This is a genomic window from Pseudomonas sp. W22_MBD1_FP4 (assembly GCF_052113765.1).
GTDB classification, from domain to species: Bacteria; Pseudomonadota; Gammaproteobacteria; order Pseudomonadales; family Pseudomonadaceae; genus Aquipseudomonas; species Aquipseudomonas sivasensis.
This window is the reverse complement of record NZ_JBGQOI010000008.1, coordinates 169,860-196,326: the sequence shown is the minus strand read 5'-3', so window position 1 is coordinate 196,326 and position 26,467 is coordinate 169,860. Positions and strand designations below refer to the sequence as shown.

Sequence of the window (26,467 nt, the reverse complement as noted above, 5' to 3'; positions counted from 1 at the left end):
CAGATAGCGCTACCTTCGCACGCTGTAAGGCACGTGCAAAAACAGGCTTTTCCCGCGCCGTCTTGTCATTTTTATGGAGTGACGCGTGCATCCGCTCCAATCATTTGAACCGGATCAGGCAACCCAAAGTTCAATAATTTGCAGCCATTTGGAGACAGCGCTACCTTAGTGCCTCGATTTTTGTTTGGCAAGCCGCCTGATGACCTCTAAGAACGATAAAAATACGCGCACCACGGGTCGCCCGACCCTCAACGAAGTTGCCCGCCTGGCTGGCGTCAGTCCGATCACCGCTTCACGCGCCCTGCGCGGCATCAGCACTGTGGCCATCGAACTGGTAGAAAAAGTCCAACAGGCAGCTGCCGAGCTCAACTACGTAGTCAACCCCGCCGCCCGCGCCCTGGCCTCGGCTCAAAGCCATTCGGTGGTGGTGTTGGTACCGTCGTTGTCCAACCTGCTATTTATCGAAACCCTCGAAGCCATCCATCAGGTGCTACGGCCTAAAGGCTTTGAAGTGCTGATCGGCAACTCTCACTACTCCCGCGATGAAGAAGAAAACCTGCTGCGCAACTACATGGCCTATCAGCCACGGGGCTTACTGCTGACGGGCTTCGACCGCACCGAAAGCGCCCGACGAATGGTCGAGGCCAGCAATGTGCCCTGCGTTTACATGATGGACCTGGACCCTAACGCTGGCGTGAATTGCGTGGGCTTCTCGCAATTGGCCGCCGGTGAAACAGCCGCGGCGCATTTACTGTCCCGTGGCCGCAAGCGCCTGGCCTATATCGGCGCGCAATTGGACCAACGTACCTTGCTGCGTGGCGAGGGTTTCCGCCGCGCCCTGCAACAGGCCGGAATGTACGACCCGGCGCTGGAGCTGCTAACACCGCGTCCTTCTTCCGTGGGCCTGGGCGGTGAGTTGTTCCTGCAGTTGCTGGCCGCCCATCCGGACGTGGATGCGATCTTCTTCGGCAACGACGACCTGGCCCAAGGCGCGCTGCTGGAAGCCCTGCGCCATGGCATCAAGGTGCCAGAGCGCTTGGCGGTGCTGGGTTTCAACGATTTGCCCGCGTCGTCCTTTATGGTGCCGCGCCTGAGCAGCATCAGCACGCCACGCGAAGCCATTGGCCGCCGTGCGGCGGAGCATCTGCTCACGATCATGGCGGGCAACAAGGTCGCCAAGCCGGTAGTGGACATGGGCTTTGAGTTGCAGGTGCGGGAAAGCACCTGACCTTCAAGCCGAACGTGATCCATCGAGGGAGCTAGCCTGCCGGCTCCCTCAATTTGACCGCGCTCGCTTAACCTCCCCGGCCCCTGCTAGATTGTCCCTTCTCCACTGCCAGGGAAGCACCATGGGACACTCACTGAAAATCTTGGGCCGCACCTCTTCCATCAACGTACGCAAAGTCCTGTGGACATGCCACGAACTGGGCATCGAATACGTACGCGAAGATTGGGGCATCGGCTACACCCCCACCCAATCCCCCGAATTCCTGGCCCTGAACCCTAACGCGCAAATACCTGTGCTCATCGACGACCACGGCGTGCTGTGGGAATCCAACACCATCTGCCGCTACCTGGTCAGCCTCTACCAACGCCACGACCTCTTGCCCGCCGAACCCGCGCCACGGGCCAGGGTGGAGCAGTGGATGGACTGGCAAGCCACCGAGCTCAACCCTTCCTGGGGTTACGCGTTCCAAGCGCTGGTGCGTCAGAGTCCTGAGCATCAGGACCCGCAACGAATCGCAGCCGGCGTACAGGGCTGGAATGACAAGATGGGCCTGCTGGAACAACAGTTGACCAAAACCAACGCTTACGTCACCGGCGACGAATTCACCCTCGCCGACGTCCTTATCGGCCTTTCGGTGCACCGCTGGCGCATGACGCCCATGGAACATCCGCCCTACCCCGCCATCGCAGCGTATTACGAACGCCTCAGCCAGCATCCGGGCTTCCAGACCTTTGCCCTCGACGGCCACAACTAAGGACATGCACGTGAAAGGACTCAACATACTGCTCACCGGCGCCTGCGGCAGAATCGGCAAGACGTTTTTCGAAGCCTCGAAAGACCGCTACCGCTTTACGCTTACAGACCGCGTCACGCCGGATTTTGAACTGGGCGACCATCGCTTCGTACACGCCGACTTGAGCGATAAATCCGCGCTCGTCGCGCTGCTCGATGGCATCGACGTGATCGTGCACCTGTCGGGCATCCCCCATGCCAGCGCCTCGTTCGACGAACTGCTGCCAAACAACATCCTCGCCACCACCTACCTGTTCGAAGCTGCCGTGGCCGCCGGGGTAAAGCGTCTGGTTTTCGCCAGCAGCGCCCAGACCGTCGAAGGCTACCCGGTGGATCGGCAGATCACGCCTGGCATGCCAGTGCTGCCCGCCAATCTGTATGGCGTGAGCAAATGCTATGGCGAGGCGCTGTGCGGCTACTACGCGGCGAAAACGCCACTGTCGACCATTGCTCTGCGCATTGGCGCCTTTGAATTCCCCGAAAGCCATGACCTGAACAACGCCCGCGACCTCAGCGCTTGGCTCAGCCCACGGGATGCAGTGCAATTGCTGCAACGTTCGGTTGAAACTAAAGACGTAAAGCACTTGATCGCCCACGGCATTTCCAATAACCGTTTCAAGCGTCTGGACTTGAGCGAAACCACGCGTGTGCTGGGCTATCAACCGGTGGATGATGCGTTTCAGACATTCGAGATTCCCATCACCTACTGAGTTGCAGGCGGCAATGGCTGGCCGTCGATGGGCCAGCACTTGCCGCAACAGCCGAGCCGCCCCCAGCAAAACCTGGGCTTTTGCGCCCGGCACGCTATTTGCTCCAGCTGTAGCACCGTACATTTCCTCCAGGTGCCCGATCATGCTGGTTAACAACAACACCCAAGCCGTATCGACCGTCCAACAGCTCAAACGCCCCGATATGGATCCAGCCAACGCTGCCGCCAGTGCGCTGTACAGCGGCGCCGTTCAAGCCGCGCAGCAAAGTGTGACCCTACCGGTCGCGCAGAAGGATCTGGACAAAGCCACCGACCGTATCGACGAAGCCTTCGCCAAGACCCGCGTGCAGTTGCAAGCCTCCACCACGGCAACCACCTCCTCGACCGAGACGCCTGCCACCACGTCCACCTCCGGCGCGCGCTCGGAATTCACGGAGTACATGAGCAAAACCCCGGCCGAACGCATCCGTGAGCAGTTGCTCAAGGAGCAGGGTTTGACTGAGGCGGATGTACAGAACATGTCCCTGGAAAAACAGGACGCGATTTCCAAGCAAGTGGCCGACCGGTTGAAGCAGCAACAAGAGCAGCAAGTAGCGGCGAAAGCCACTGATCCTGCGCACTCGGTGAAAGAAACCCTGGCGGCAATCTAAGCCACACTTCGGATCAACCTGTGGGAGTGCTTGCGCCCTCCCACAGGGATTGGCTTTCCAAATTGGAAATGGATAGGTTGGCTATTGCAGTTGAAGCGTCGAATTGAACTGCCCGATCGCATCCACCACATGCCGTGACCCTTCCTGAATCTCCAGGATCACCTGCCCCGCCTCGTTCGCCAGTTCCACCCCCAACCCCGTTCGGCTCAAGCTCGACTGCATGCTCGACACTGCGCTCAACGACAGATCATGGTTCTTGCGCACCACCTCCACAATCTCCACCGTGGCGTGGCTGGTACGTGCGGCGAGGCTGCGCACTTCGTCGGCCACCACCGCAAACCCGCGTCCGTGCTCACCGGCTCGTGCCGCTTCAATCGCGGCGTTGAGCGCCAGCATATTGGTTTGCTCGGCAATGCTGCGGATGGTCTGCACAATGGCGCCAATGATGTCCGACTGCTTGCTCACCGCGTCGATGCTCTGTGCCGCCTGGTTCAAATTGTGAGAAATCTCTTCGATGATCTGCACGGTTTGCTGCACCACCTCCGATCCTTTGCGCGCGCAGGCGTCGTTTTGTACCGAGGTGGCGTGAGCCGAATCGGCGGCGGTGCGCAGGGTGGTCACTTGGTCGGTGATGTCGCTGGCGAATTTCACCACTTTGTACAGGCGCCCGTTGGTGTCGAAAATCGGGTTGTAGGACGCTTCCAAAAACAGGGTTTTGCCGTATTTGTTTTTGCGCTCGAAGCGGTGCGAGTGGTATTCACCGCGATTGAGGGACGCCCAGAACGCTTTGTACGCCGGCGACTCCACTTCGCTGCGATGGCAAAACAGGCTGTGGTGCTGGCCGACGATTTCATCCAGTGAGTACTGCACGGTCTTCAGAAAGTTGTTATTGGCCTTGAGAATCTGGCCTTGAGGGGTGAACTCGATCATCGCCATGGAGCGGCTGATGGCATCGATCAGGCTCTGGTTTTCATGTTCATGGTGGACCCGCGCGGAAATATCGGACGCGACTTTGATCACACTCTGTACATGGTTGTCGCTGTCCAGCACAGGCATATAGCTGGCTTCGAGCCACACCTCCTGGCCGTGCCTGTTCAAGCGTACGAACGTGCCGCTGAGGGCCTCGCCCCGCGCCAGGTCGCGCCAAAGCTTGGCGTAGGCGTCGGTATGGGTGTAGGCCTCGTCACAAAAGATCCGATGATGCTGGCCGCGAATTTCCTCGGCGCTGTAGCCCATGGTTTTGCAGAAGTTGTCGTTGGCATCGAGTATCACCCCATCGCGATCAAATTCGATCATGGCCATGGAACGGCTGATAGCGGCGAGTTTGGCGTTGGATTCGGTGAGTGCACAGGAGAAACGCTGGATTTCAAGCAGGTCAGACTTGTGATGGAGGTTGAACATGTCGGACACCCTTAAGTAACCCGCGCCTGGCTAGGCGCATTCCATTCATCAGTTGGATAGTGCTGGCAGACCTTTATGGGATAACCATCCGAAACGCTTTACACGCCGAGCGTCATCAACGGTTCTGGGTGAGCATAGACAGGGCTTGGCGCTATGCAAGGCCATCAGTCAGCCATTAGTTATGGCAAGGCAGGGCAGGAAGGGAGGTTGAGCGCGGGGCAGGGAACGGCCAACAGAGCGGGTTGCGTTGGCCGCTTAAAATCCTTCAGTTGAAGGGTGATCAGTGACCGAACAGGCCGCTCTCGGATTTCTTGGTTTTTTTGTCGGCGCGTTTTTCATCGGCGGTCTTTGCCGGTTTCTTCTTCGCTGCTTTCTTTGAATCCATACCTTTGGCCATGATGCGTGCTCCACTGAAAGGGGATGTAACACTGGGTATAACACCGATCACCTGCCAGAAGGGGTTTATAATCCGCGCCCCTTTATAAAGCTTGTCTGAACACCATGACTGAGTTGTCCATTGATCTGCTGGCAGAGCCTCTGTGGCAGCTGCTGAACAAGTTCTACCGCAGCCACGACTCGTCGATGAAGGCCCTTAAAGGTGGGCGTTTATGGGTAGCGCGCGATGGTGAAATTGTCGCCGGGCTGTGCCTGTCGCCGGTGGTAGGCGGGCAATGGCTGACCGGAGTGTTTGTGGCTCCGGCGTATCGCCGCCAAGGGTTGGCGGCGCGCTTGATTCTTCAGGCAATAGCTGATGTGCAAGGCACGGTATGGCTGCTGTGCCATCCAGACCTGGAAAGCCTGTATCAGCGCATTGGATTCACCCAGGATACGATCCTGCCCCAATCCCTCAGCGAACGGCTGGTGCGTTACAAGCGCAACAAACCGATGATCGCCATGGGCTTAGAACCGTTGGTGAGGTCGACCTCAGATAATGTGTGATCGGCCGGTAAAGCGCCCATGCTAGCCTCGGCAGCACAGTGGCCTTTACCAGGATGATCATGAAACCGACGCTTGCAGCCCTCGCCCTCACCGCCCTCCTCGCCCCGGCCTTGAGCCAGGCAGCCGACGCTCCCATCAGTGCCCAGCAATACGCCAGCGTGCTCGCCGGCAGTTGGCGCGACCCGGCAAACAGCGCCCGCGATGGGTATCGGCATCCACAGCAGACCTTGGAATTCTTTGGCCTGGGCGCCAAACAGAGCGTGATCGAAATCACCCCCGGCGGCGGCTGGTACAGCGAGGTGCTGGCGCCATTGCTCAAGGATCAAGGGCACTACATCGCTGCGGTGCAGGCCGCGAGCAGCAGCGCTTACGCGCGTACGTCCGAAGAAAACCTCAAGAAAAAATTTGCCGCCGACCCTACGCGTTATGCCAAGGCCGAGGTGATCGAGTTCGCCCCCAAGGCACCGGTATTCGGCAAACCGGCCTCGGTCGATACGGTGCTGACATTCCGCAATGTGCACAACTGGGTGCTGGCTGATACCGACAGGGCCACTTTCAACGCGTTCTACAAGGTGCTTAAACCCGGTGGCGTGCTAGGTGTTGTGGATCACCGCGCCAAAGACGGAGCGTCGCTGGAAGACATCAAGCACAGCGGCTATCTGACCACAGCGTATGTGGTAAAACTGGCCACCGACGCGGGCTTCAAACTGGAGGGGCAAAGCGAGGTGAATGCCAACCCGAAAGACACCAAAGACTACCCGGAGGGCGTGTGGACATTGCCGCCGGCATTGAAGCTGGGAGAGCAGGACAAGGCCAAGTATGTGGCGATTGGCGAATCGGATCGGATGACGTTGAAGTTCGTGAAGCCGACCCGATAACCCGATGTGAAGCGCGATTCAAATATGGGAGGCGCTTGGCCTCCCACATTTTTTCAGTGTGTCTGGGGGATTACTCGTCAGCCGTTGGGTCCATGTCGGGGAACATCACTTCGATAAACCCGAACTTGCTGAAGTCGGTGATCCGCGACGGATACAACCGGCCAATCAGGTGATCGCACTCGTGCTGCACCACCCGCGCATGAAAGCCGTCGGCAGTGCGGACGATCGGCTCACCTTTGGGGTCGAAACCTTCGTAACGGATCTGCTGGTAACGGTCCACTGCGCCGCGCAGACCGGGTACCGACAGGCAACCTTCGTAGCCTTCTTCCAGCACTGGGCTGAGCGGCGTGATCAACGGATTGATCAGGATAGTCTGCGGCACCGGCGGCGCGTCCGGGTAGCGCTCGCTGGCTTCAAATCCAAAGATCACCAGTTGCAAGTCGACGCCAATCTGCGGCGCCGCCAGACCTACGCCGCCGACGTGCTCCATGGTCTGGAACATGTCGTCGATCAATTGCCACAGCTCGGGGCTGTCGAACATCTCCGGCGGAACCGGTGGCGCGATACGCAGCAGGCGCTCATCGCCCATTTTCAGGATTTCACGAATCATTGATCAGGCTCAACGGGGGTGGGCTTGGAGTGGTCACGGCCTAGGCCTGAGACGTGCTGTTTTTCATCGGTGTGGCCGGGTTCATCGAACTCTTTTTCACCGGGATCTTTACCCTCGGCCGACATGTGTTCGATCACGGCATTCATCTCCGCGCCGAGCAGCAGCACGGCAGCGGAAATATAGAAGTACAAAAGCAGGACGATGATCGCACCGATACTGCCATACATGGCGTTGTAGTCGGCGAAGGTTTTGACGTAGTAGCCAAACCCCAGGGAGGCCACGATCCACACCACCACTGCGAGTACCGAGCCGGGGGTGATAAAGCGGAATTTCTGCTCGACGTCAGGCATCACGTAGTACATCAACGCCACGGCAAACATCAGCAAAATCACGATCAGCGGCCAGCGCAGGATGGTCCACAAGGTGACCACGAACTCCTGCATGCCGATCTGCCCCGCCACCCATTCCATCACTTGGGGGCCGAGCACCATCAACGCCGCAGCGGCCAACAGCATGCCGGCGATACCAATGGTGTAGAAAATCGACAGCGGAAAACGCTTCCAAATCGGCCGGCCTTCCACCACGTCGTAGGCTGCGTTCATGGCGCTCATCATCAACCGTACACCAGCCGACGCGGTCCACAGCGCAATCACGATACCCACCGACAGCAGGCCACCCTTGGATTGCTGCAACTGGTCGATCACCGGGTTGACCTGCTCCAAAGCCTGGGGCGGCAACACCAGTTCCGACTGCAGGCGCAGCCAGGTAAAGAAGTCTGGCAGGTGCAGGAAACCGATCAGGGCAATCAGGAACAGCAGGAAGGGAAACAGCGAGAACAGCATCTGGTAGGCCAGTGCAGACGCGTAGGTGGACATCTCGTCGTCGACGAATTCCTTGACGGTGCGTACCAGCACCTTGTGCAGCTTGAGACCATCGAGAACCGGAAAGATCATAGCGTCTCCTTTCGCCGCAAAGAGGGTGAGATCGTGGGCGACTCAGGGGCCGTTTTCTACATCAAAGTAGCCCATATGGCGACTTTGAAACAATTTCGAAAGTTTAGTTGCAATAAGGGATACAAAAACGGCCATCCGTGGATGGCCGCCGGGCTGTACGAATACAGCCAGTGATACAGACTTACTTGGTCGCTTTTTTGACCGCATCTTTGGTATCGCCGACTGCTTTCTGCACTTCGCCTTTCTTTTCCTGAATCACACCTTCAGCTTGAAGCTTGTCGTTGCCGGTCACTTTGCCGACGCCTTGCTTGATGTTGCCGATCGCTTCGTTTGCCAAGCCTTTTGCCTTGTCCGATGTGCTGCTCATGGTATTTCTCCGAAAGAACAATCAAGGGTTTTGGTGATTACACAAAGATTGACCAGAGGCCGTTCGGCAGAGTTTCAATTATTTTCAGCGGGCATTTCGTCCAAAACGGCAGGTTTGACTTTATGTTTGGCGGCCAACCCACGAGAATGCGCGGCACATTCAGGCTATAACGCTGAATAACAGATCCCGTAGGAAGGTTATGAAACTCAATAAAGCACAGGCCATCGCCCGTAGAAACCAGGAACTGGGCGGTGCCGTACTCGGCGTCAACAACTGCCATTTCACCGACCTGGACCGCAAGCGCAATATCTGGTGGTTCGACCTGCCGCTGGGCCGTATTGCGGTGGGCCATTACGAGTGGATTCACTTGTTGATGCACAACGCCGAGACGGACCAGTTGCTGCACCTGAAGGTGCCGACGGCGTTCCTGCGCGAGCATATCGAAGGTCTGGTAGTGCGCAATTCGGGCAAGCGCAAGCCCGAGATTACGTTGGAATTGAGCGCGGACAAGGATTCGTTCCTTAAAGACGTACGCCCAGCAGGCGCTAACGTGAGCTTCGCGCATTTCGCCCTGTAAGCACCGGATTTAAAGGTGGAAGGCGCGGTGCGACGATATGACTTGCTCTCGATAGCAGAGTGTCAGTCACTGAATCTGGTGACTGATCCCCCCTATCGGAGGCAAGTCGAATCGTCGCACCGCCCATCCCACACTGGATTGGATTGCATTCCAATCCAGTCATTAAAAAACCCGCATCGGCGGGTTTTTTATCGGCTTACTTTTTCAGGCCCAGCTTCTTCAACTCTTCATCACGCAATTCACGACGCAGGATCTTGCCTACGTTGGTGGTCGGCAATGCGTCGCGGAACTCAACAGCCTTGGGCACCTTGTAGGCGGTGACGTTGGCGCGCATATGCTCCATCACCTGATCCTTGGTGAGGGTGGCGCCCGGCTTGACCACGATAAAAAGCTTGATGATCTCCCCCGATTTCTCATCCGGCACGCCGATGGCCGCGCATTGCAGCACGCCCGGCAGCCCTGCCAGTACGTCTTCCAGCTCATTGGGGTACACGTTGAAACCTGAGACCAGGATCATGTCCTTCTTGCGGTCGACAATACGCATGTAGCCGTCCGGCTGGATGATCGCGATGTCGCCGGTCTTCAGCCAGCCTTCGCTGTCGAGCATCTCGTCGGTGGCGTCCTGGCGCTGCCAATAGCCCTTCATCACCTGCGGGCCCTTGACGCACAGCTCGCCAGTTTCGCCCAGCGCCAACTCGGTGCCGTCATCGGCAATGACTTTGCACACTGTGGACGGCACCGGAATGCCGATGGTGCCGATCTGGATGTGCTGGATCGGGTTCACAGTGGCTACCGGGCTGGTTTCGGTCATGCCGTAACCTTCGCAGATGCCACACCCGGTCACGGCCTTCCAACGCTCGGCGGCCGCCAGTTGCAGGGCCATGCCGCCCGACAGGGTGACCTTGAGTGCAGAGAAGTCCAGCTTGCGGAAGCCTTCGTTATTGCACAGCGCCACGAACAAGGTGTTGAGACCGACAAAGCCGCTGAACTTCCACTTCGACAGTTCCTTGACCATTGCCGGCAAGTCACGCGGATTGCTGATCAGGATGTTGTGGTTGCCGATCAGCATCATCGCCATGCAATGAAAGGTGAACGCATAGATGTGGTACAGCGGCAGCGGCGTGATCAGGATCTCGCAGCCTTCATTGAGGTTGGAGCCCATCAGCGCCTTGCACTGCAACATATTGGCAACGAGGTTGCGATGGGTGAGCATCGCGCCCTTCGCTACGCCGGTGGTGCCGCCGGTGTATTGCAACACGGCCACGTCACTGCTCGCCGGGTTGACGTCGTTGACTGGTTGGCCGTTGCCCTTGGCGAGTACGTCGTTGAACTTGATCGCCTGTGGCAAGTGATAGGCCGGGACCATTTTCTTAACGTACTTGATGACGCTGTTGATCAGCAGGCGCTTGAGCGGCGGCAACAGGTCGGCGACTTCGGTGACGATCACATGCTTGACGGCGGTCTTGGGCACGACCTTTTCCGCCAAGTGGGCCATGTTGGCCAGGCAGACCAGGGCCTTGGCACCGGAGTCGTTGAATTGGTGTTCCATTTCCCGCGCGGTGTACAGCGGGTTGGTGTTGACCACGATCAGGCCGGCACGGATGGCGCCGAATACCGCGACCGGGTATTGCAGGACGTTGGGCAGTTGCACGGCGATGCGATCGCCGGGTTTCAAGTCGGTATGTTGTTGCAGGTACGCGGCGAAGGCACCGGACAATTCGTACAGTTCACCGTAGGTGATTGTCTTGCCCAGGTTGCTGAAAGCCGGTTTGTTAGCGAAGCGCTGGCAGGACTGTTTCAGTACCGCCTGAATATTTGGATACTCGTCTGGATTGATTTCTGCAGCAATCCCGGCGGGGTACTTATCCTTCCAAAAGTCTTCGTTCATGGAAGCCCACTCCTCAGCGACGCGAATTCATCATCGCATTTGATGCGATTATTATTGGTGTATGTTTTTTTAGGTGAATCTGGCGCTTTCAAGCAGGCCTAGACGTCACAAAGCGCGCCGAGAGTAGCAGCTTTGCCAAGGGCCGACTAGAGCCAAAAGCGGGCCTTACAGTCATAAACTCGACTGTAGGACAATATTTAGTCACAATTATTTTGGCGCTCGAATTACCCACTGAAAGGCTCTGGAATGGGGCCTTCAGAACAATCAAAACCAAATGAGGGAGGGGGCTTGCTCCCGATTGCCGTGGTTCAGTCAACACATTCAGTGACTGATACACCGCTATCGGGAGCAAGCCCCCTCCCTCATTTGATTGCATTTCAATTCATGGTCAGGCGATGTCGCGTAGCTCCCTGCGCAGAATCTTGCCCACTGGCGTCATCGGCAACGAGTCTCGTAACACAATCTGCTTGGGCATCTTGTACCCCGTGAAGTTGGCCTTGCAGTAGGTCTTCAACTCCTCAAGGCTCACGCCTTCGGCACGCGCCACCACAAACAACTTAACCGCCTCCCCCGTGCGCTCGTCCGGCACGCCGATCACCGCGCAGTTGGCCACGGCCGGGTGGGCCATCACCACGTCTTCGATCTCATTGGGGTACACGTTGAAACCCGAGACGATGATCAGGTCTTTCTTGCGATCGACAATGCGTACAAAGCCATCCTCATCGATCACCGCGATGTCGCCGGTCTTGAGCCAACCCTCAGCGTCCAGGCTCTCGGCCGTGGCGGCCGGTTGCTGCCAGTAGCCCTTCATCACCTGCGGGCCCTTGATGCACAGCTCGCCGCGTTCGCCCAGAGGCAACTCCACGCCTTCGTCATCAATCACCTTCATCGCGGTAGCCGGCACGGGAATGCCCACGGTACCGAGGCGCGATTTGTTGCCATAGGGGTTGGTGCACGCCACCGGTGAGGTTTCTGTCAGGCCGTAGCCCTCGCCAATCGTGCAGCCGGTGACTTGCTGCCAGCGTTCGGCCGTGGCCTTGATCAGTGCCGTACCACCGGAGTTGGTGAGTTTGAGGTGGGAGAAATCCAGGGTCTTGAATTCCGGATGGTCCATCAACGCCACAAACAGCGTGTTAAGCCCCAGCAACCCGGTAAAGCGCCACTTTTTCAGCTCCTTGATAAACCCGCCGATGTCCCGCGGGTTGGTGATCAGTACGTTGTGGTTACCCGTGACCATCATGCACATGCAGTTCGCGGTGAAGGCATAGATGTGGTAAAGCGGCAGCGGCGCGATCATCACCTCCTGCCCTTCCTTGATCAAAGGATGGCCGTCGTCGCCGACCTGAGACATGCACGCACGCGCCTGCTGCATGTTTGCCACCAGGTTGCCATGGGTGAGCATCGCGCCCTTGGCCAGGCCGGTCGTGCCGCCGGTGTATTGCAGCACGGCGATGTCATCCAGGTTCACGAGGTGACGGGTCACCGCCAGGCCCGAGCCCATGCGCAGGGCACGCTTGAATGACACCGCGCGCGGCAGGCTATAGGCCGGGACCATCTTCTTGACCTTGTCGACCACGGTATTGACCAGCCAGCCTTTGGCGGCGGGCAGGAAGTCGCCCATCTTGGCTTCGATCAAGTAGTCGATCTCGGTGTCGTTGCACACTTCCTGTACCCGCGAACCAAACAGGTTCAGGTAGACCAGCGCACGCACGCCGGCGTCCTTGAACTGGTGGCGCATCTCGCGCGGGGTGTACAGCGGGTTGGTGTTGACCACGATCAGCCCCGCGCGCAAGGCGCCGAACACGGCAATCGGATAATGCAGCACGTTAGGCATCTGCACTGCGATGCGCTCGCCGGGCTTGAGGTCGGTGTGCTGTTGCAGGTAACCGGCGAACGCCGCACTCTGGCGCTCAAGCTCGGCGTAGGTCAGGGTGATGCCCATGTTGCTGAATGCCGGACGGTCGGCAAAGGCCTTGCACGAGCGCTCGAAGACTTCGATCACCGACTTGTAGGCCGTGAGGTCGATATCGTTGGGAACGCCCGCCGCGCGTTTGTCATTCCAGAAACCAGGTTGCATTATTCTTGTCCCCTTACCTGAGTATGTCCGGCCGCTTATAACAAGCGGAGCTTTGGGGACGTTAGCAGCTATGACCAAACAGGCAAATACGCTAAATCGTGTCATTGATTGTATGAATCTTGCCTCTGATGCGTAGGCAGATACCCCGCCCCTCGGCAGATCAGCTATACACTGCAACGACCCATAGCAAAGGAAGCGCCATGAACCACAGCACCTTCTGGCTGACCGCGAATGACCGCAGCCGCCTGTACGTCAATCAATGGATGCCCGACGGCCCGGTTCACGCCGTAGTCATGCTGTCCCACGGCATGGCCGAGCACAGCGGGCGTTATGGACGCTTGGCCGAAGCGTTATGCAGCGCAGGCTATGGCGTGTATGCACCGGACCAGCGTGGCCATGGACGTACCGCCGACGAAGGTACGCTGGGGTTGTACGCCGAGAAGGATGGCTGGAACAAAGTGGTAGGCGACCTGGCAAGCCTCAATCAACACATCGGCCAGCAGCAACCAGGGCTGCCGATCATCCTGCTGGGCCACAGCATGGGCAGCTACATCGCCCAAGCCTACCTGCTGCACCACAGCGCCAGCCTGCACGGGGCAATTCTCAGTGGCTCGAATTTCCAACCGGTAGCGCTGTACCGCGCAGCGCGGGTGATCGCTCGGGCCGAACGTCTGCGCCAGGGTGTACGGGGACGAAGTGCGCTGATCGAGTTCCTGTCGTTCGGCTCGTTCAACAAGGCCTTCAAGCCCAACCGCACGGCGTTCGACTGGCTAAGCCGTGACCCGGATGAAGTGGACAAATACATCAGCGATCCACTCTGCGGCTTCCGGTGTACCAACCAGCTGTGGATCGACCTGCTTGGCGGCTTGCAGCAAATCAGCAAAGCGTCCAATCTCGCCCAGATTGATCCGGGCCTGCCGATCCTCGTGATGGGCGGCGAATGTGATCCGGTGAGTGAGGGCAAGCGTCTCAAAAACCTGGCCCACGCCCTGCGTGAGGCCGGCTGCCAGCATCTGCAATTGAATGTGTACCCGCAGGCGCGTCACGAAGTGTTCAACGAAACCAACCGCGATGAAGTCACCGCGGATGTGCTGACGTGGCTCGACCAAGCCCTGACCTTGCGCAGGCCAGCCCGCTGCGAATAACTTTTCTTTTAAAATCAGCCGTTTAAAATCGGCCGATAATTACCGTTTAGCCACAGGATGCACCTTTAGATGACTCAGGTAACCAACACCCCGTACGAAGCCCTTGAAGTCGGCCAGACCGCCAGCTACAGCAAGACCGTCGAAGAGCGCGACATCCAGCTGTTCGCCGCCATGTCCGGTGACCACAACCCGGTGCACCTGGATGCCGAATACGCCAAGGCGACCATGTTCAAGGAGCGTATCGCCCACGGTATGTTCAGCGGCGCCTTGATCAGCGCGGCCGTTGCCTGCGAGCTGCCTGGGCCGGGCACTATCTATATCGGCCAGCAGATGACCTTCCAGAAGCCGGTAAAAATCGGCGATACCCTGACCGTGCGTCTGGAAATCCTCGAGAAGCTGCCGAAGTTTCGCGTACGTATCGCCACTCGCGTGTTCAATCAGCGTGACGAGTTGGTAGTGGATGGCGAGGCGGAAATCCTCGCGCCACGCAAACAGCAGGTCGTGACCTTGACCGAGCTGCCGCCGATCAGCATCGGCTGAGTCTGGTTTCAAGGCCAACGCCATACAAATGTGGGAGGGGGCTTGCTCCCGATTGCGGTGTGTCAGTCATTGAAATATCGACTGATCCACCGCTATCGGGGGCAAGCCCCCTCCCACAGTTGTTACACAGCAGGGCTTACGACTGAGCGCGAGCCTGGTTACGCAGGGCTTTCACCTGGTCGTGGTTGCGCTGTACGCCGTGGTACTGACGCTCAACCAAGTCACGAATGCCCAGCAGGTTGTGCTTGTTGATCTTCTCGATCGCTTCTTTATAAGCCTTGAGTGCGTGGTCTTCGCCGCGCTCGGCTTCGTTCAGAACAGCCTCTTCATCTTTACCGGTAACCATCGACTTCACGTCGACCCAGCCACGGTGCAGGGCGCCGGCCACACTACCCGAATCTTCCGGATCACCACCCAGAGCACGCACGGCGGTTTTCAGCTCGGCGGCGGCGGTTGCACAGTCAGCGGAACGCTTGGCAAACAGCGCCTTGAGTTCTGGGTGTTTGATGTCTTCGGCGCATTCTTTGAAACCTTTCTGGCCGTCGATGCTGGTCTCGATCAGGTCATTGAGTACGGAGATCGATTCTTTATTGATGTCAGTCATTTTTCAATTCCTTAGGCAGGTTACGAAGGGTTGTCTTAATGATTGCAGCGCTCGTGCCAGGTTTTGAAAAACAACTTTTATGTTTAATTTCAACAACTTAAAAATATTTGAACGATCTGTATGTACGTTATTTGCATGATCTGTCATTTGGCCTTCATGCAGAATGCCTGTATTTTCGAACGTCTCGACTCACGCCATTGAATCCCCCCATGAACCCCGAAAAACTCGAACTGCTGATCACCCGCGAAATGCCCTTCGGCAAATACAAGGGCCGGATCATCGCCGACCTGCCGGGTCCTTACCTGAACTGGTTTGCCCGCGAAGGCTTTCCCCACGGCGAGCTGGGCGGTTTGCTGGCCTTGATGCAGGAAATCGACCACAACGGTTTGTCGGAACTGCTCGAACCCTTGCGCACTAAACACGGCAAGCCCGCCCCGCGCTATTAATCAGGAACTGCGCCATGCAAGGGAATGCAAACAACGAACGTCACTGGCACGCCATCGCCCAGCGGTATGACCTGGAACCGGGTCCGATCAATCTGGAAAACGGCTACTTCGGGCGCATGAGCCGCGCAGTACAGGCGCAGTATCTGGACCATGTGGCGTTTATCAACCGCAGCAATTCGCTGCACGTGCGCCAGCGCTTTGAACAGGGCGAGAACGTCGAGATCCGCCGCCAATTGGCCGAACTAATCGATGTAGATCCTGAGTCGGTGGCCTTTACCCGCAATGCCACCGAAGCGTTGCAGTCGCTGATCCGCAACTACAACCGTCTGCAACCGGGCGACCAGGTGTTGATCAGTGATTTGGAGTACGACACCGTCAAGGGCGCCATGCGTTGGCTGGCCGGGGTTCGCGGTGTAGAGGTGATCGAGCTTTCCCACACGCACCCGGCCAGTTTCGACAGTCTGTTGCAGACCTATCGCAGTACCTTCGCTGAGTACCCGCGTTTAAAGCTGATGGCGCTGACTCACGTCACCCACCGCACCGGCCTGGTGATGCCCGTCGCAGCCATCGCCAAGGCGGCGCGTGAACATGACGTCGACGTGATCCTCGATGGCGCCCATGCCCTGGGCCAGATCGACTTCAACCTCGCCGAGCTGGGCATCCAGTTCGCCGGCTTCAACCTGCATAAATGGATCGGTGCACCGCTGACCCTGGGTTTTCTGTATATCGCTCCGGAACGCCTGGCAGACATCGATCCGGACATGGGCGAATTCCACTACCCCATCACGGATGTTCGCGCACGCACGTCTTACAGCACGCCGAACTTTCCGGCGCTGATGACACTGCCATTGGTATTTGAAGAACATCGGGCATTGGGTGGCGCAGCAGCCAAAGGTGCTCGGGTGAATTACCTGCGCGATTTATGGGTAAGTCAGGTGCGACCACTGAAAGGCATTGAGGTCCTGACCTCGGATGATCCACGGCTGTATTGCGGGATTACCGCGTTCAAATTCGTCGGCCGCGATCAGCAAGGCATGGTCGATCGGCTACTCAAAGAGTACGACCTGTTTGCCACCACGCGAACCGGAGCAGCGTTTGGCACGTGTATTCGAGTGACGCCAGGGTTGGTGACCTCCGCGCAGGACATTCATGCGCTGATCAACGCTATTACCGAGTTGAGCGCCGAATAAGCGCTTTTCTACAGGCAAAAAAAAGCGGTACACCGACCAAGTGCACCGCAAAAATGCCGTTAAGCACAGCAACAACGATTCGGTAAATCAGATCAATCCAGCAGCGCCAGCGCCTCGGCGGTGACTTCCTGGATACGGGCCCAGTCGCCGTTCTTGATCCACTCAGGGTCAAGCATCCAGCTACCGCCTACGCACATCACGTTTTTCAACGCCATGTAGCTCTTGATGTTGGCCGGGCCAACGCCGCCGGTCGGGCAGAATTTCACTTCGCCGAACGGGCCACCCAGAGCCTTGATCGCCGCCACACCGCCGCTGACTTCGGCCGGGAACAGCTTGAAGCGGCGGTAGCCCAGGCCATAGCCTTCCATGATGCCGGAGGCGTTGCTGATACCTGGCAGCAGAGGAATCGGGCTGTGCACCGAGGCTTCCAGCAGGTCGCGGGTAATCCCGGGGGTGACGATAAATTGCGAGCCAGCCACTTCGGCCGCTTCGAGCATGTGACGGTCGAGCACGGTGCCGGCACCAGTGCATAGTTCCGGACGCTGCTCGCGCAGTACCTGAATGGCCTTGAGGCCGAACTCGGAACGCAGGGTCACTTCCAATGCGGTCAAACCACCGGCTGCCAGGGCATCGGCCAGCGGCAGGATGTCCTGTTCGCGGGCGATGGTGATCACCGGCAGGATCCGCGCCTTGGCGCAGAGGCTGTCGATCAAGGCAACTTTATCCGCCATGGACACGGTCGGTTGGGGGCTTTTCATAGCGGCTGATCCTTGGCTCATGGGCACCAGTAAATCTCTAAAGTAGGTTGCAAAAACGCGCGAATCGGCATGGCAGCAACGTCGTCACTGGCCAGGGCGGCGCTCAAGGTGGTCAATTTCGAACTGCCGGAAATCGACAGCACGGTGTAGTTGGCCGTGGCCAGCAACGCGCGACTCATGGTCAGGCGCTGGTGCGGCACGGTCGGCGCCAGCATCGGCCAGCAACGGCGGGTACCGTCGGTCTGCAACGCTTCGGCGAGGTTCGGACTGTTGGGAAACAGCGATGCGGTGTGACCGTCATCGCCCATGCCCAGTACCAGCACATCAATGGCTGGCAACTCGGCCAGCAGGCGATCGGCCTGCTCGGCAGCGTCTTCTAGATTGGCGGCGGCGCTGTACAGACTCAAAAACTTGGCCTTGGCGGCCGGGCCTTGCAACAGATGCTGTTTCAACAAGCCAGCATTGCTGTCGGCGTGTTCCACCGGCACCCAGCGCTCGTCGGCCAGGGTAATCGTGACCTTGGACCAGTCCAGGCCTTGCTTGGCCAAGTTCTGGAAAAACGCCACAGGGCTGCGGCCACCGGACACAACCAGGGTCGCTTCGCCACGGGCACTGATGGCCGTGCGCAGTTGCTCTGCCACGTCATTGGCCAGGCCGTCCGCCAGTTGCACTGGCGTGCGGTACTCATGGGCAGTTACGCCACGAGGCAGTTTCAATTCAGATATCGCCATACCAAGACCTCCCATCCCGCGTGATCAGTGCAATGGAGCTCATCGGCCCCCAGGACCCCGCCGCATACGGCTTGGGCGCATCACCGGATTTTTTCCACCCGGCGATCAACTGGTCACACCACTTCCACGCGGCTTCGATTTCATCTTTACGGACAAACAGGTTCTGATTGCCGCGCATCACTTCCAACAACAAACGCTCGTAGGCATCGGGGATGCGCGCGCTGCGATAGGTGTCGGAAAAATTCAGTTGCAGAGGCCCGCTACGCAGTTGCATGCCCTTGTCCAGGCCCTGCTCCTTGGTCATCACACGCAGGGAAATCCCTTCGTCCGGCTGCAAGCGAATGATCAGTTTGTTGCTGATCTGCAAGCGCTGCTCGGGGGCGAAGATGTAGTGAGACGGTTCCTTGAAATGGATGACGATCTGCGACAGCTTCTGCGGCATGCGCTTGCCGGTGCGCAGATAAAACGGCACCCCGGCCCAACGCCAGTTACGAATATCGGCCCGCAGTGCGACGAACGTTTCGGTGTCGCTCTGGGTGTTGGAATTCTCTTCTTCCAGGTAACCCGGCACCGCTTTACCGGCGCTGTAGCCGGCGATGTACTGGCCACGTACGACCTGAGTGGTCAGGCCATCCGGGCTGATCGGCGCCAGGGCCTTGAGCACCTTGACCTTCTCGTCACGGATGCTGTCGGCCGACAAATCGGCCGGCGGGTCCATGGCGATCAGACAAAGCAGTTGCAACAGGTGGTTCTGAATCATGTCCCGCAACTGGCCTGCCTTATCGAAGTAGCCCCAACGGCCTTCGATACCGACTTGCTCGGCCACGGTGATTTCCACGTGGGAGATGTAGTTCTGGTTCCACTGGGTTTCGAACAGGCTGTTGGCAAAACGCAGGGCGATCAGGTTCTGGACGGTCTCTTTGCCCAGGTAGTGGTCGATACGGTAGGTGCGGTTTTCCGGGAAAAACTGCGCCACGGCATCGTTGACCTTGCGCGAGGACTCCAGGTCCGAACCGATGGGTTTTTCCAACACCACGCGGGTGTTTTCCGCCAGGCCGACCTTGGATAGGTTCTCGCAGATCGCGCCGTACACCGCGGCCGGGGTGGCGAAATAAGCGATCAGGCGTTGCTCGGTACCCGCCAGTTCAGCCAGGGCCACGTAGTCGTCGGCCTTCATGAAGTCGACGTGGACATAAGTCAGGCGCGCCAGGAAACGCTGGGCGATGCTTTCGTCCAGTTCGTTGCCGACATATTTACGCAGTTCTTTTTCGATATGAGCCAGGTGCTGCTGCTCGGAACCGGCTTCACGGGCCAGGGCCAGGATGCGCGTGTCGTCGTGCAGCAGCCCAGCGCCATCAAGTTGATAGAGGGCAGGAAATAACTTGCGCAGCGCCAGATCACCCAAGGCGCCAAACAGGGCAAAGGTGCAGGGTTCTACGGTTATCGAAGGCATGATGTTTGTTCTTTTATCAAGTTAAGCTACAAATACCTTTTTTCAAGGCATCACTCAAGGAAAAATGTAGTAATAACCACAACATTTTCCCGAAATACGCATTCCGAGTGGTGGTGTTCAGCTACCCTCAGTAGGATAGGCCACCGCGAAAAGCCACTCGTCGATTGGCTGCCGCCCTTTATTTGCATCGTCGCCCGAAGGAAAGACTGAATGGACCGCGTGCGAAATCTTCTGGAACAGATCCGGAACCGCCTCGAAGAATTGAACAAGGCTGAGAAAAAAGTCGCCGAGGTCATCCTGCTCAACCCGCAGCAGGCGACCCGCTTCTCTATTGCCGCCCTTGCCCAGGCCGCTTCGGTCAGTGAACCGACGGTCAACCGTTTCTGCCGTTCGTTCGGCGTCAGCGGTTACCCTGAACTCAAATTGCAGTTGGCGCAAAGCCTGGCCAGTGGCGCAGCTTATGTCAGCCGTGCCGTGGAGGCCGATGATAACCCCGAGGCCTACACCCAGAAGATCTTTGGCAGCGCCATTGCGTCCCTGGACAGCGCCTGCCAGGCCTTGGACCCGAACCTGATCAGCAAGGCCGTGGACTTGTTGATCCAGGCGCGGCAGATCCACTTCTTCGGCCTGGGCGCGTCTGCGCCGGTGGCCATGGATGCGCTGCACAAGTTTTTCCGCTTCAACCTGTCGGTGACCGCCCACGCCGACGTGCTGATGCAACGCATGATCGCCTCAGTGGCGCACACCGGCGAGCTGTTCGTGATTATTTCCTACACCGGGCGTACCCGCGAGTTGGTGGAAGTAGCGCGTATCGCACGGGAAAACGGCGCATCGGTGCTGGGCGTGACTGCCGAGAATTCACCGCTGGCAAAGGCCAGTACCGTGAGCCTGAACATTCCGCTGCCGGAAGACACCGACATCTATATGCCGATGACCTCGCGGATCATTCAGCTGACGGTGCTGGATGTGCTGGCCACCGGTATGACGTTGCGCCGCGGCGTGGATTTCCAGCCGCATCTGCGCAAGATCAAAGAGAGTTTGAATGACAGCCGGTATCCGGTTGGGGATGAGTTCAACTAAGCCAGTCTGTGTGTTGGCTTCACTGGCCTCATCGGGGGCAAGCCCCCTCCCACATTTGAAATGTATTCACAAATCAAACTGTGGGAGGGGGCTTTCCCCCGATAGGGCCATCAGCCACACCGCTAAACCCCAGCCCGTGCCTGCAAGCTGAGATGCGCCCGCTCCCCCGGCGCCAGACTTGCGCCAGCCATCGCCGACTCCACGCACACAAACCCCGACGCCTCGTTAAAACTGACCCCCAGCAACGGCCGGCTGCCTGGATGCCACACCACGGTGTCCGCACTGTCGCCAGTGTCGATACACAGTTCACGCTGCCAGGCGTGATCCTTGAGCTGCAGTTCACCTTCGTGCTGGAACACCCGCTGGCACCCACCGTCCACCCGCAATTCGCCTTCCTGCTGACAAGCCTGACGATTGAGCTGGTCATAACCTTGGGCGCCGTCGAGCCCAGACAGCGCTATCTCGTCGACGTGACCAATACGCCAGTAAGCGTGCAAAGCATGGCTCAACTGGCATGGGAGTTCGTCTTGATGCTCGGTGCTCAGGCGCAGTTCCAGGGTTTCACCCAGGTGCGCGTGCAGGTCGACCTGCCAGTCGCACAACTGCAATTGCCAGTGCAGGCGTACACCGTCGTCGTCGGTGCTGCTGTCGAGCAGTTTCCAGTCGATCAATCGCGCCCAGCCATGGGATGGCCACGCGTTCTCGCTCGGGTGACGGCCGTACCACGGCCAGCACACCGGCACGCCACCACGGATGGCGCCGACTTGCGGCCACTTGGCCGCGCACCACAGCCAGGGTTTCTGGCCACGGGGTTGGAAATGCAACAGTTGCGCGCCCTGCCGGCTGAACACCGCCTGACACAGCGGATGGTCAATCACCAACACATCGCGCATCTGAAAGCGCTCCCAGGCGAACACAGGACGCTCGCGCAAGGATTTGAAAAAGCGTTGCAGCGGATGCTCATGCATGTGCCACGGTCCCAAATATCACAGTGCCACCCAAAAAAAAGCGGATAGCCATGGCTACCCGCAAATGCGCACAGAGAGAAGGAGCTTATCGCAACAACGTTAGAACGTAGACTGAATTTTCAGGCCAGCCACCAACGCGTTGTCGACTTTATCCACGCCGCCCGGTTGGACAACGTATTGCAGGTTGGGACGCACGGTCAGCCAGTTGGTGACGTGGAAGCCGTAGTTGATTTCGAAGTTGTACTCGGTCTCGCGAATCGGCGTGTACAGCGCACTGTCATAGTCACTTACGCCATTATCGGCGTTCAGCAGCTCAGCGTTCTTCTTCACATCATTGTTGACGTGCAGACGAGCAGCACCAATGCCGACGTCATCTTTTGGACGCGCGTCGAATGGACCTTTGTACACCAGCATCAAGGACTGGTAGTTGTCGACCAGGTTGGTTTCCTTGTCGTGGAAGGTGGCGTTCGCTGCGATGTTCAGGCCGCGCGAAGCATCGCCGTTGTGCGTGGTGAGCTGCTGTTGTGCAACGAACCAGTAGCCTTTCTTGCTGCTGCGGGTACGGAAGTCTGCGCCAGTGAGGACCGCATTGCCGCCGTTGACGTCTTCACGCACGTCCGGTGCATCAGCCGCACTCTTGTAGTAACCCACACGGTATTCGCCCGGCAGGTTGTTAACTTTCGGCGACCAGACCAATTCCACCGGAATCACGGTGCCCTTGGTGCCACTGCCGCTGAGCTTGAAGCCATTGCCGTGCTCAAGCTGCGATGGGTTCTGGTTGTAGGCACCGATCTGCGCGTACAACTCAGGCGTGATGTTGTACTTCACGCGAATGGCCGCCTGGCTGACAGGCCAGTTGTACCAAGTGTTCACGTAGTTACCGACTTGCGAGCCGCAGAACGACAGGTTCTGGAAGTCGCATGGGAAGGTGTTGAAGTCTTCGCCTTCACCGAAGTAGCCGAGCTTCACATCCAGCTTGTTGTCGAACATCTGGTGTTGAATCCAGAACTGGGTCAGACGCACCATGTGGCCACGACCGTAGACTTCCATCGACGAGCTCAGCGTGCCGGCACGCGGATCGCCAATGCGGTCGTTGGAGATGTTCTGGCCATTACGGTTGGTCAACTGGATCTTGGCCTGAGTGTTATCCCAGCCCCACAGCTTTTGCAGATCCAGTGCTACGCCCAAACCAAACTGGTCGGAGTAACGACCAGTCTTGTCGTCGTTGTAGCCACCATGCAGGTTGGCGCCCATCTCCCCAACGTAGTCGGCCTTGATATCGATACCTTGCTCGATCAGCTTGGTACGCTCGCCGCCCCAATCGCCGGTCATCCACTTGGAATCGGCGCTGAATGCATCGGCCGCCATCGCATTGGCGGACAATACCAGGGCTGCTGCTGCTGACAGTTGGCAGATCAGCCGAGTGTTGTTGTGTTGCTTTTTCATCCCTACATCCTCGTCTTTATTGTTATTAAACTGTTTTTATCTAACGCGGGTTACATTTTTTAACTAAAACAACGACTTATATCGTTCATCGACCCTTGAACTGAGCCACGTTATCGGCATGTCCCTGCGTCGGCACTGAGGCAGCAGTGCCCAGACGCTCCCCCGTCTTGGCGTCGAACAGCAACACCTTGGCCGGATCGAATTGCAGGGTCAGGGTCTCGCCCACCTGGGGTGCCACGTCGGGCGCCAGGCGGCAGCAGACCTTGGTGTCATTGAGTTGCACGAACACCAGGGTGTCCGGTCCGGTTGGCTCGGTGACCTGAACTTCGGCACGAATGCTCGATGCGCTGTCGCCCTCGCCCGTCGCCAACATGATCTGCTCCGGGCGCAGGCCCAGGATCACGTCGCGGTCTTCAAGCCCCGCATCCGTCACGTTCAGCGCCAGCTCACAACGGGCCTGGCCACTGTCGAGCAGTGCCACCAGGCGACCGTCCTTGCGTTGCAGGCGCAGAGGTACGAAGTTCATCGGTGGCGAACCAATGAAGCTCGCCACGAACTGGTTGGCCGGGTTGTTGTAGATCTCTTTCGGCGTGCCGAACTGCTGGATGATGCCGTCCTTCATCACCGCCACTTTGTCGCCCAGGGTCATGGCTTCGATCTGGTCGTGGGTCACGTAAACGGTGGTGGTTTTCAGACGCTGGTGCATCAGTTTCATTTCGGTGCGCATCTCGACGCGCAGCTTGGCGTCGAGGTTGGACAGCGGTTCGTCGAACAGGTAGATCTTCGGCCGACGCGCCAGGGCACGGCCCATGGCCACGCGCTGTTGCTGGCCGCCGGAGAGTTGGCCCGGCTTACGGTTAAGCAGGTGTTCGATTTGCAGCAGCTTGGCCACGCGCGCCACTTCGGCGTCGATGTCGGCTTGCGGCATCTTGCGGATCTTCAGGCCAAACTCGATGTTCTCGCGCACGCTCATGGTCGGGTACAGCGCGTAGGACTGGAACACCATGGCGATGTCGCGATCCTTGGGGCTCATGCCGCTCACATCCTGATCACCGATCATGATCGCACCGCCGGTGATGGTCTCAAGGCCGGCGATGCAGTTCATCAGCGTGGATTTACCGCAACCCGAAGGGCCGACCAGGATCAGGAATTCACCTTCCTTGATCGACAGTTCGATGTTCTTCAAGGTGTCGGGCAGGCCGGCGCCATAGGTCTTGTTTACATTGCGAAGTTCAAGCGTAGCCATGATTACCCCTTGACCGCGCCGGCCGTCAGGCCGCGCACGAAATACTTGCCTGCGATCACATAGACCAGCAGGGTCGGCAGCCCGGCGATCATCGCCGCCGCCATATCCACGTTATATTCCTTGGCCCCGGTGCTCGTGTTGACCAGGTTGTTCAGCGCCACCGTGATGGGCTGGGAGTCGCCACTGGAGAACACCACGCCGAACAGGAAGTCGTTCCAGATCTGAGTGAACTGCCAGATCAGGCAGACCATGATGATCGGCGTCGACATCGGCAGAATGATCTGACGGAAGATGGTGAAGAATCCTGCACCGTCCAGGCGCGCAGCCTTGATCAGCGCATCCGGAATGCTCACGTAGTAGTTACGGAAGAACAGCGTGGTGAACGCCAGGCCGTAGACCACATGGATGAACACCAAGCCTGTGGTGGTGCTGGCCAGGCCCATCTTGCCGAGGGTGAACGACGCGGGCAGCAGCACGGTCTGGAACGGCAGGAAGCAGCCGAACAACAGCAGACCGAAGAACAGCTGCGAGCCACGGAAGCGCCAGAACGACAGCACATAACCGTTCAATGCGCCGATGGCGGTGGAAATGAGTACAGCCGGAACGGTGATCTTGATCGAGTTCCAGAAGTAACCATCGACGGTGTCCCAGGCCTTGACCCAGCCGATGCCGGTGACCACGGTGGGCCAGCTCAGCAGGTTGCCGTTGGTGATGTCTTCCGGGGTCTTGAAGCTGGTGAGCAGCATCACCACCAGCGGCACCAAGTACAGCAGCACGGCGAGGATCAGCACTGCGTAAATCGCGATGCGGCTCAGGCTGATGGGCGGTTTAGAGGCGAGACTAGTCATTACGTTTGGTCCTCAGCTCGGAGTAGAGGTAAGGCACGATGATCGCGAGGATCGCACCGAGCATCAGGATTGCACTCGCCGACCCCATGCCCATCTGGCCACGGCTGAAGGTGAACGAATACATGAACATCGCCGGCAGGTCGGACGAGTAGCCCGGACCTCCCGCGGTCATCGCCGCCACCAGGTCGAAGCTCTTGATGGCAATGTGCGCCAGGATCATCACTGCACTGAAGAACACTGGACGCAGGCTCGGCAGCACCACGCTCCAGTAGATGCGCGGCAGGCTCGCGCCGTCGATCTGCGCGGCGCGGATGATCGATTGATCAACGCCACGCAAACCGGCGAGGAACATCGCCATGATGAATCCGGAGGCTTGCCACACAGCGGCGATTACCAGGCAATAGACCACACGATCCGGGTCGATCAGCCAATCGAGACGGAAGCCTTCCCAGCCCCAGTCACGCAGGAGTTTGTCCAGGCCCATGCCCGGGTTGAGCAGCCATTTCCAGGCGGTACCGGTGACGATCATCGAGAGCGCCATCGGGTACAGGTAAATGGTGCGGATGAAGCCTTCGCGGCGGATTTTCTGGTCGAGGAAAATCGCCAGCGTCACGCCGATCACCAAGGTGATGCCGATAAACATGCCGCCAAACAGCGCCAGGTTCTTGCTCGCCACCCACCAGCGATCGTTGTCGAATAAACGCTCGTACTGCGCCAGACCCGCCCATTTGTAGCTTGGCAGGAACGTGGATGTGGTGAACGACAGCACAAACGTCCACAGGATGTAGCCGTAGAAGCCCACCAAGACGATGAACATGCTGGGCGCCAGCACCAGTTTGGGTAGCCAGCGCTGCAGTGCATCGAACGGCGAGGCTTTGCTGAACACAGCAACAGAACTCATGGGGAAATCCAATACGGGGAAAAAGGACTACAGGAACAGGCC

The 26,467-nt window shown here is 58.4% G+C and carries 26 protein-coding genes and 2 pseudogenes; 12 read left to right on the top strand and 16 right to left on the bottom strand.

The features are described from left to right. The first annotated feature begins 196 nt into the window (after positions 1–196). The 4 genes from ACEN2T_RS13100 to ACEN2T_RS13085 all read left to right on the top strand — a co-directional run bounded on the left by ACEN2T_RS13100 (position 197) and on the right by ACEN2T_RS13085 (position 3,379). Positions 197–1,228 (top strand): LacI family DNA-binding transcriptional regulator, encoded by a 1,032-nt coding sequence (locus ACEN2T_RS13100; RefSeq protein WP_442116839.1) that lies wholly within the window; start codon positions 197–199, stop codon positions 1,226–1,228. A gap of 121 nt (positions 1,229–1,349) precedes the next feature. Continuing rightward, positions 1,350–1,982: a glutathione S-transferase family protein gene (locus tag ACEN2T_RS13095; protein WP_032891026.1), complete on the top strand. Its 633-nt coding sequence runs from the start codon at positions 1,350–1,352 to the stop codon at positions 1,980–1,982. Positions 1,983–1,992: 10 nt separating this feature from the next. Then, positions 1,993–2,730: an NAD-dependent epimerase/dehydratase family protein gene (locus ACEN2T_RS13090; protein ID WP_442116827.1), complete on the top strand. Its 738-nt coding sequence runs from the start codon at positions 1,993–1,995 to the stop codon at positions 2,728–2,730. Between the two features lie 142 nt (positions 2,731–2,872). Further along, a complete protein-coding gene (locus ACEN2T_RS13085; protein WP_442116826.1) occupies positions 2,873–3,379 on the top strand; it encodes a hypothetical protein in 507 nt (168 codons plus the stop codon). Between the two features lie 81 nt (positions 3,380–3,460). On the opposite strand, the pseudogene ACEN2T_RS13080 reads toward ACEN2T_RS13085, so the two are convergent. Together ACEN2T_RS13080 and ACEN2T_RS13075 are read right to left on the bottom strand one after the other, a co-directional pair. Continuing rightward, positions 3,461–3,865 (bottom strand): annotated as a pseudogene (locus ACEN2T_RS13080) (methyl-accepting chemotaxis protein); the annotation flags it as partial. A gap of 138 nt (positions 3,866–4,003) precedes the next feature. Further along, positions 4,004–4,780: pseudogene (locus tag ACEN2T_RS13075) on the bottom strand (PAS domain-containing protein); the annotation flags it as partial. Between the two features lie 501 nt (positions 4,781–5,281). On the opposite strand from ACEN2T_RS13075, the gene ACEN2T_RS13070 reads away from it, so the two are divergent. Both ACEN2T_RS13070 and ACEN2T_RS13065 read left to right on the top strand, forming a co-directional pair. After that, entirely contained in the window at positions 5,282–5,719 is a 438-nt protein-coding gene (locus ACEN2T_RS13070; protein WP_442116825.1) for a GNAT family N-acetyltransferase, read from the top strand. 59 nt (positions 5,720–5,778) lie between these two features. Next, positions 5,779–6,597 carry a class I SAM-dependent methyltransferase gene (locus tag ACEN2T_RS13065; RefSeq protein ID WP_442116824.1) on the top strand — a complete coding sequence of 273 codons (819 nt, stop codon included), beginning with the start codon at positions 5,779–5,781 and terminating at the stop codon, positions 6,595–6,597. Positions 6,598–6,667: 70 nt separating this feature from the next. On the opposite strand, the gene def is transcribed toward ACEN2T_RS13065, so the two are convergent. The 3 genes from def to ACEN2T_RS13050 form a co-directional block, all read right to left on the bottom strand. Then, complete coding sequence (gene def / locus ACEN2T_RS13060; protein ID WP_032891019.1) at positions 6,668–7,207, bottom strand: peptide deformylase; 540 nt, start codon at positions 7,205–7,207, stop codon at positions 6,668–6,670. After that, positions 7,204–8,160, bottom strand: coding sequence for a YihY/virulence factor BrkB family protein (locus ACEN2T_RS13055; protein ID WP_032891018.1), 957 nt, complete (start codon positions 8,158–8,160; stop codon positions 7,204–7,206). The genes def and ACEN2T_RS13055 overlap by 4 nt, the downstream gene beginning before the upstream one ends. A gap of 181 nt (positions 8,161–8,341) precedes the next feature. Then, complete coding sequence (locus ACEN2T_RS13050) at positions 8,342–8,527, bottom strand: CsbD family protein (protein ID WP_032891017.1); 186 nt, start codon at positions 8,525–8,527, stop codon at positions 8,342–8,344. A 199-nt stretch (positions 8,528–8,726) separates the two neighbouring features. Here ACEN2T_RS13050 and ACEN2T_RS13045 point away from each other — a divergent pair, with 199 nt between their 5' ends. Continuing rightward, complete coding sequence (locus ACEN2T_RS13045) at positions 8,727–9,104, top strand: hypothetical protein (protein ID WP_032891015.1); 378 nt, start codon at positions 8,727–8,729, stop codon at positions 9,102–9,104. 196 nt (positions 9,105–9,300) lie between these two features. On the opposite strand, the gene fadD1 is transcribed toward ACEN2T_RS13045, so the two are convergent. Beyond that, entirely contained in the window at positions 9,301–10,992 is a 1,692-nt protein-coding gene (gene fadD1, locus ACEN2T_RS13040) for a long-chain-fatty-acid--CoA ligase FadD1 (RefSeq protein ID WP_032891014.1), read from the bottom strand. 388 nt (positions 10,993–11,380) lie between these two features. Continuing rightward, complete coding sequence (gene fadD2, locus ACEN2T_RS13035; RefSeq protein ID WP_442116823.1) at positions 11,381–13,069, bottom strand: long-chain-fatty-acid--CoA ligase FadD2; 1,689 nt, start codon at positions 13,067–13,069, stop codon at positions 11,381–11,383. 200 nt (positions 13,070–13,269) lie between these two features. On the opposite strand from fadD2, the gene ACEN2T_RS13030 reads away from it, so the two are divergent. Both ACEN2T_RS13030 and ACEN2T_RS13025 read left to right on the top strand, forming a co-directional pair. After that, the gene (locus tag ACEN2T_RS13030; protein ID WP_122680749.1) at positions 13,270–14,214 is read left to right on the top strand and encodes an alpha/beta hydrolase; all 945 of its coding nucleotides are present in this window, start codon (positions 13,270–13,272) and stop codon (positions 14,212–14,214) included. Positions 14,215–14,283: 69 nt separating this feature from the next. After that, the gene (locus ACEN2T_RS13025) at positions 14,284–14,754 is read left to right on the top strand and encodes a MaoC family dehydratase (protein WP_024077080.1); all 471 of its coding nucleotides are present in this window, start codon (positions 14,284–14,286) and stop codon (positions 14,752–14,754) included. A 136-nt stretch (positions 14,755–14,890) separates the two neighbouring features. On the opposite strand, the gene ACEN2T_RS13020 is transcribed toward ACEN2T_RS13025, so the two are convergent. After that, positions 14,891–15,358 (bottom strand): ferritin-like domain-containing protein, encoded by a 468-nt coding sequence (locus tag ACEN2T_RS13020; protein ID WP_032891010.1) that lies wholly within the window; start codon positions 15,356–15,358, stop codon positions 14,891–14,893. Between the two features lie 209 nt (positions 15,359–15,567). Between ACEN2T_RS13020 and ACEN2T_RS13015 the strand changes: the two genes are divergently transcribed. Together ACEN2T_RS13015 and ACEN2T_RS13010 are read left to right on the top strand one after the other, a co-directional pair. Then, positions 15,568–15,804, top strand: coding sequence for a DUF3820 family protein (locus ACEN2T_RS13015; protein ID WP_099602788.1), 237 nt, complete (start codon positions 15,568–15,570; stop codon positions 15,802–15,804). A 14-nt stretch (positions 15,805–15,818) separates the two neighbouring features. After that, on the top strand, positions 15,819–16,994 hold the full coding sequence (locus ACEN2T_RS13010; protein ID WP_095185732.1) for an aminotransferase class V-fold PLP-dependent enzyme: 1,176 nt from the start codon (positions 15,819–15,821) through the stop codon (positions 16,992–16,994). A 92-nt stretch (positions 16,995–17,086) separates the two neighbouring features. On the opposite strand, the gene ACEN2T_RS13005 is transcribed toward ACEN2T_RS13010, so the two are convergent. The 3 genes from ACEN2T_RS13005 to zwf are packed head-to-tail and all read right to left on the bottom strand — an operon-like array spanning position 17,087 to position 19,936. Then, the gene (locus ACEN2T_RS13005) at positions 17,087–17,752 is read right to left on the bottom strand and encodes a bifunctional 4-hydroxy-2-oxoglutarate aldolase/2-dehydro-3-deoxy-phosphogluconate aldolase (protein WP_017735662.1); all 666 of its coding nucleotides are present in this window, start codon (positions 17,750–17,752) and stop codon (positions 17,087–17,089) included. 17 nt (positions 17,753–17,769) lie between these two features. Further along, on the bottom strand, positions 17,770–18,483 hold the full coding sequence (gene pgl / locus ACEN2T_RS13000; protein WP_095185733.1) for a 6-phosphogluconolactonase: 714 nt from the start codon (positions 18,481–18,483) through the stop codon (positions 17,770–17,772). Next, on the bottom strand, positions 18,470–19,936 hold the full coding sequence (zwf, locus tag ACEN2T_RS12995; RefSeq protein WP_032891006.1) for a glucose-6-phosphate dehydrogenase: 1,467 nt from the start codon (positions 19,934–19,936) through the stop codon (positions 18,470–18,472). Before zwf ends, pgl begins: the two co-directional genes overlap by 14 nt. A gap of 219 nt (positions 19,937–20,155) precedes the next feature. Here zwf and ACEN2T_RS12990 point away from each other — a divergent pair, with 219 nt between their 5' ends. Beyond that, positions 20,156–21,016, top strand: coding sequence for a MurR/RpiR family transcriptional regulator (locus ACEN2T_RS12990; RefSeq protein ID WP_169851198.1), 861 nt, complete (start codon positions 20,156–20,158; stop codon positions 21,014–21,016). A gap of 122 nt (positions 21,017–21,138) precedes the next feature. Here ACEN2T_RS12990 and ACEN2T_RS12985 read toward each other — a convergent pair whose 3' ends face one another. The 5 genes from ACEN2T_RS12985 to ACEN2T_RS12965 all read right to left on the bottom strand — a co-directional run bounded on the left by ACEN2T_RS12985 (position 21,139) and on the right by ACEN2T_RS12965 (position 26,425). Next, positions 21,139–21,984, bottom strand: coding sequence for a D-hexose-6-phosphate mutarotase (locus tag ACEN2T_RS12985; RefSeq protein WP_032891005.1), 846 nt, complete (start codon positions 21,982–21,984; stop codon positions 21,139–21,141). A 99-nt stretch (positions 21,985–22,083) separates the two neighbouring features. Then, positions 22,084–23,430, bottom strand: coding sequence for a carbohydrate porin (locus ACEN2T_RS12980; protein WP_032891004.1), 1,347 nt, complete (start codon positions 23,428–23,430; stop codon positions 22,084–22,086). A gap of 85 nt (positions 23,431–23,515) precedes the next feature. Next, the gene (locus tag ACEN2T_RS12975; protein WP_032891003.1) at positions 23,516–24,676 is read right to left on the bottom strand and encodes an ABC transporter ATP-binding protein; all 1,161 of its coding nucleotides are present in this window, start codon (positions 24,674–24,676) and stop codon (positions 23,516–23,518) included. Positions 24,677–24,678: 2 nt separating this feature from the next. Continuing rightward, complete coding sequence (locus tag ACEN2T_RS12970) at positions 24,679–25,524, bottom strand: carbohydrate ABC transporter permease (protein ID WP_442116822.1); 846 nt, start codon at positions 25,522–25,524, stop codon at positions 24,679–24,681. Further along, entirely contained in the window at positions 25,517–26,425 is a 909-nt protein-coding gene (locus ACEN2T_RS12965) for a carbohydrate ABC transporter permease (protein WP_003175732.1), read from the bottom strand. Before ACEN2T_RS12965 ends, ACEN2T_RS12970 begins: the two co-directional genes overlap by 8 nt. Positions 26,426–26,467 lie beyond the last annotated feature (42 nt).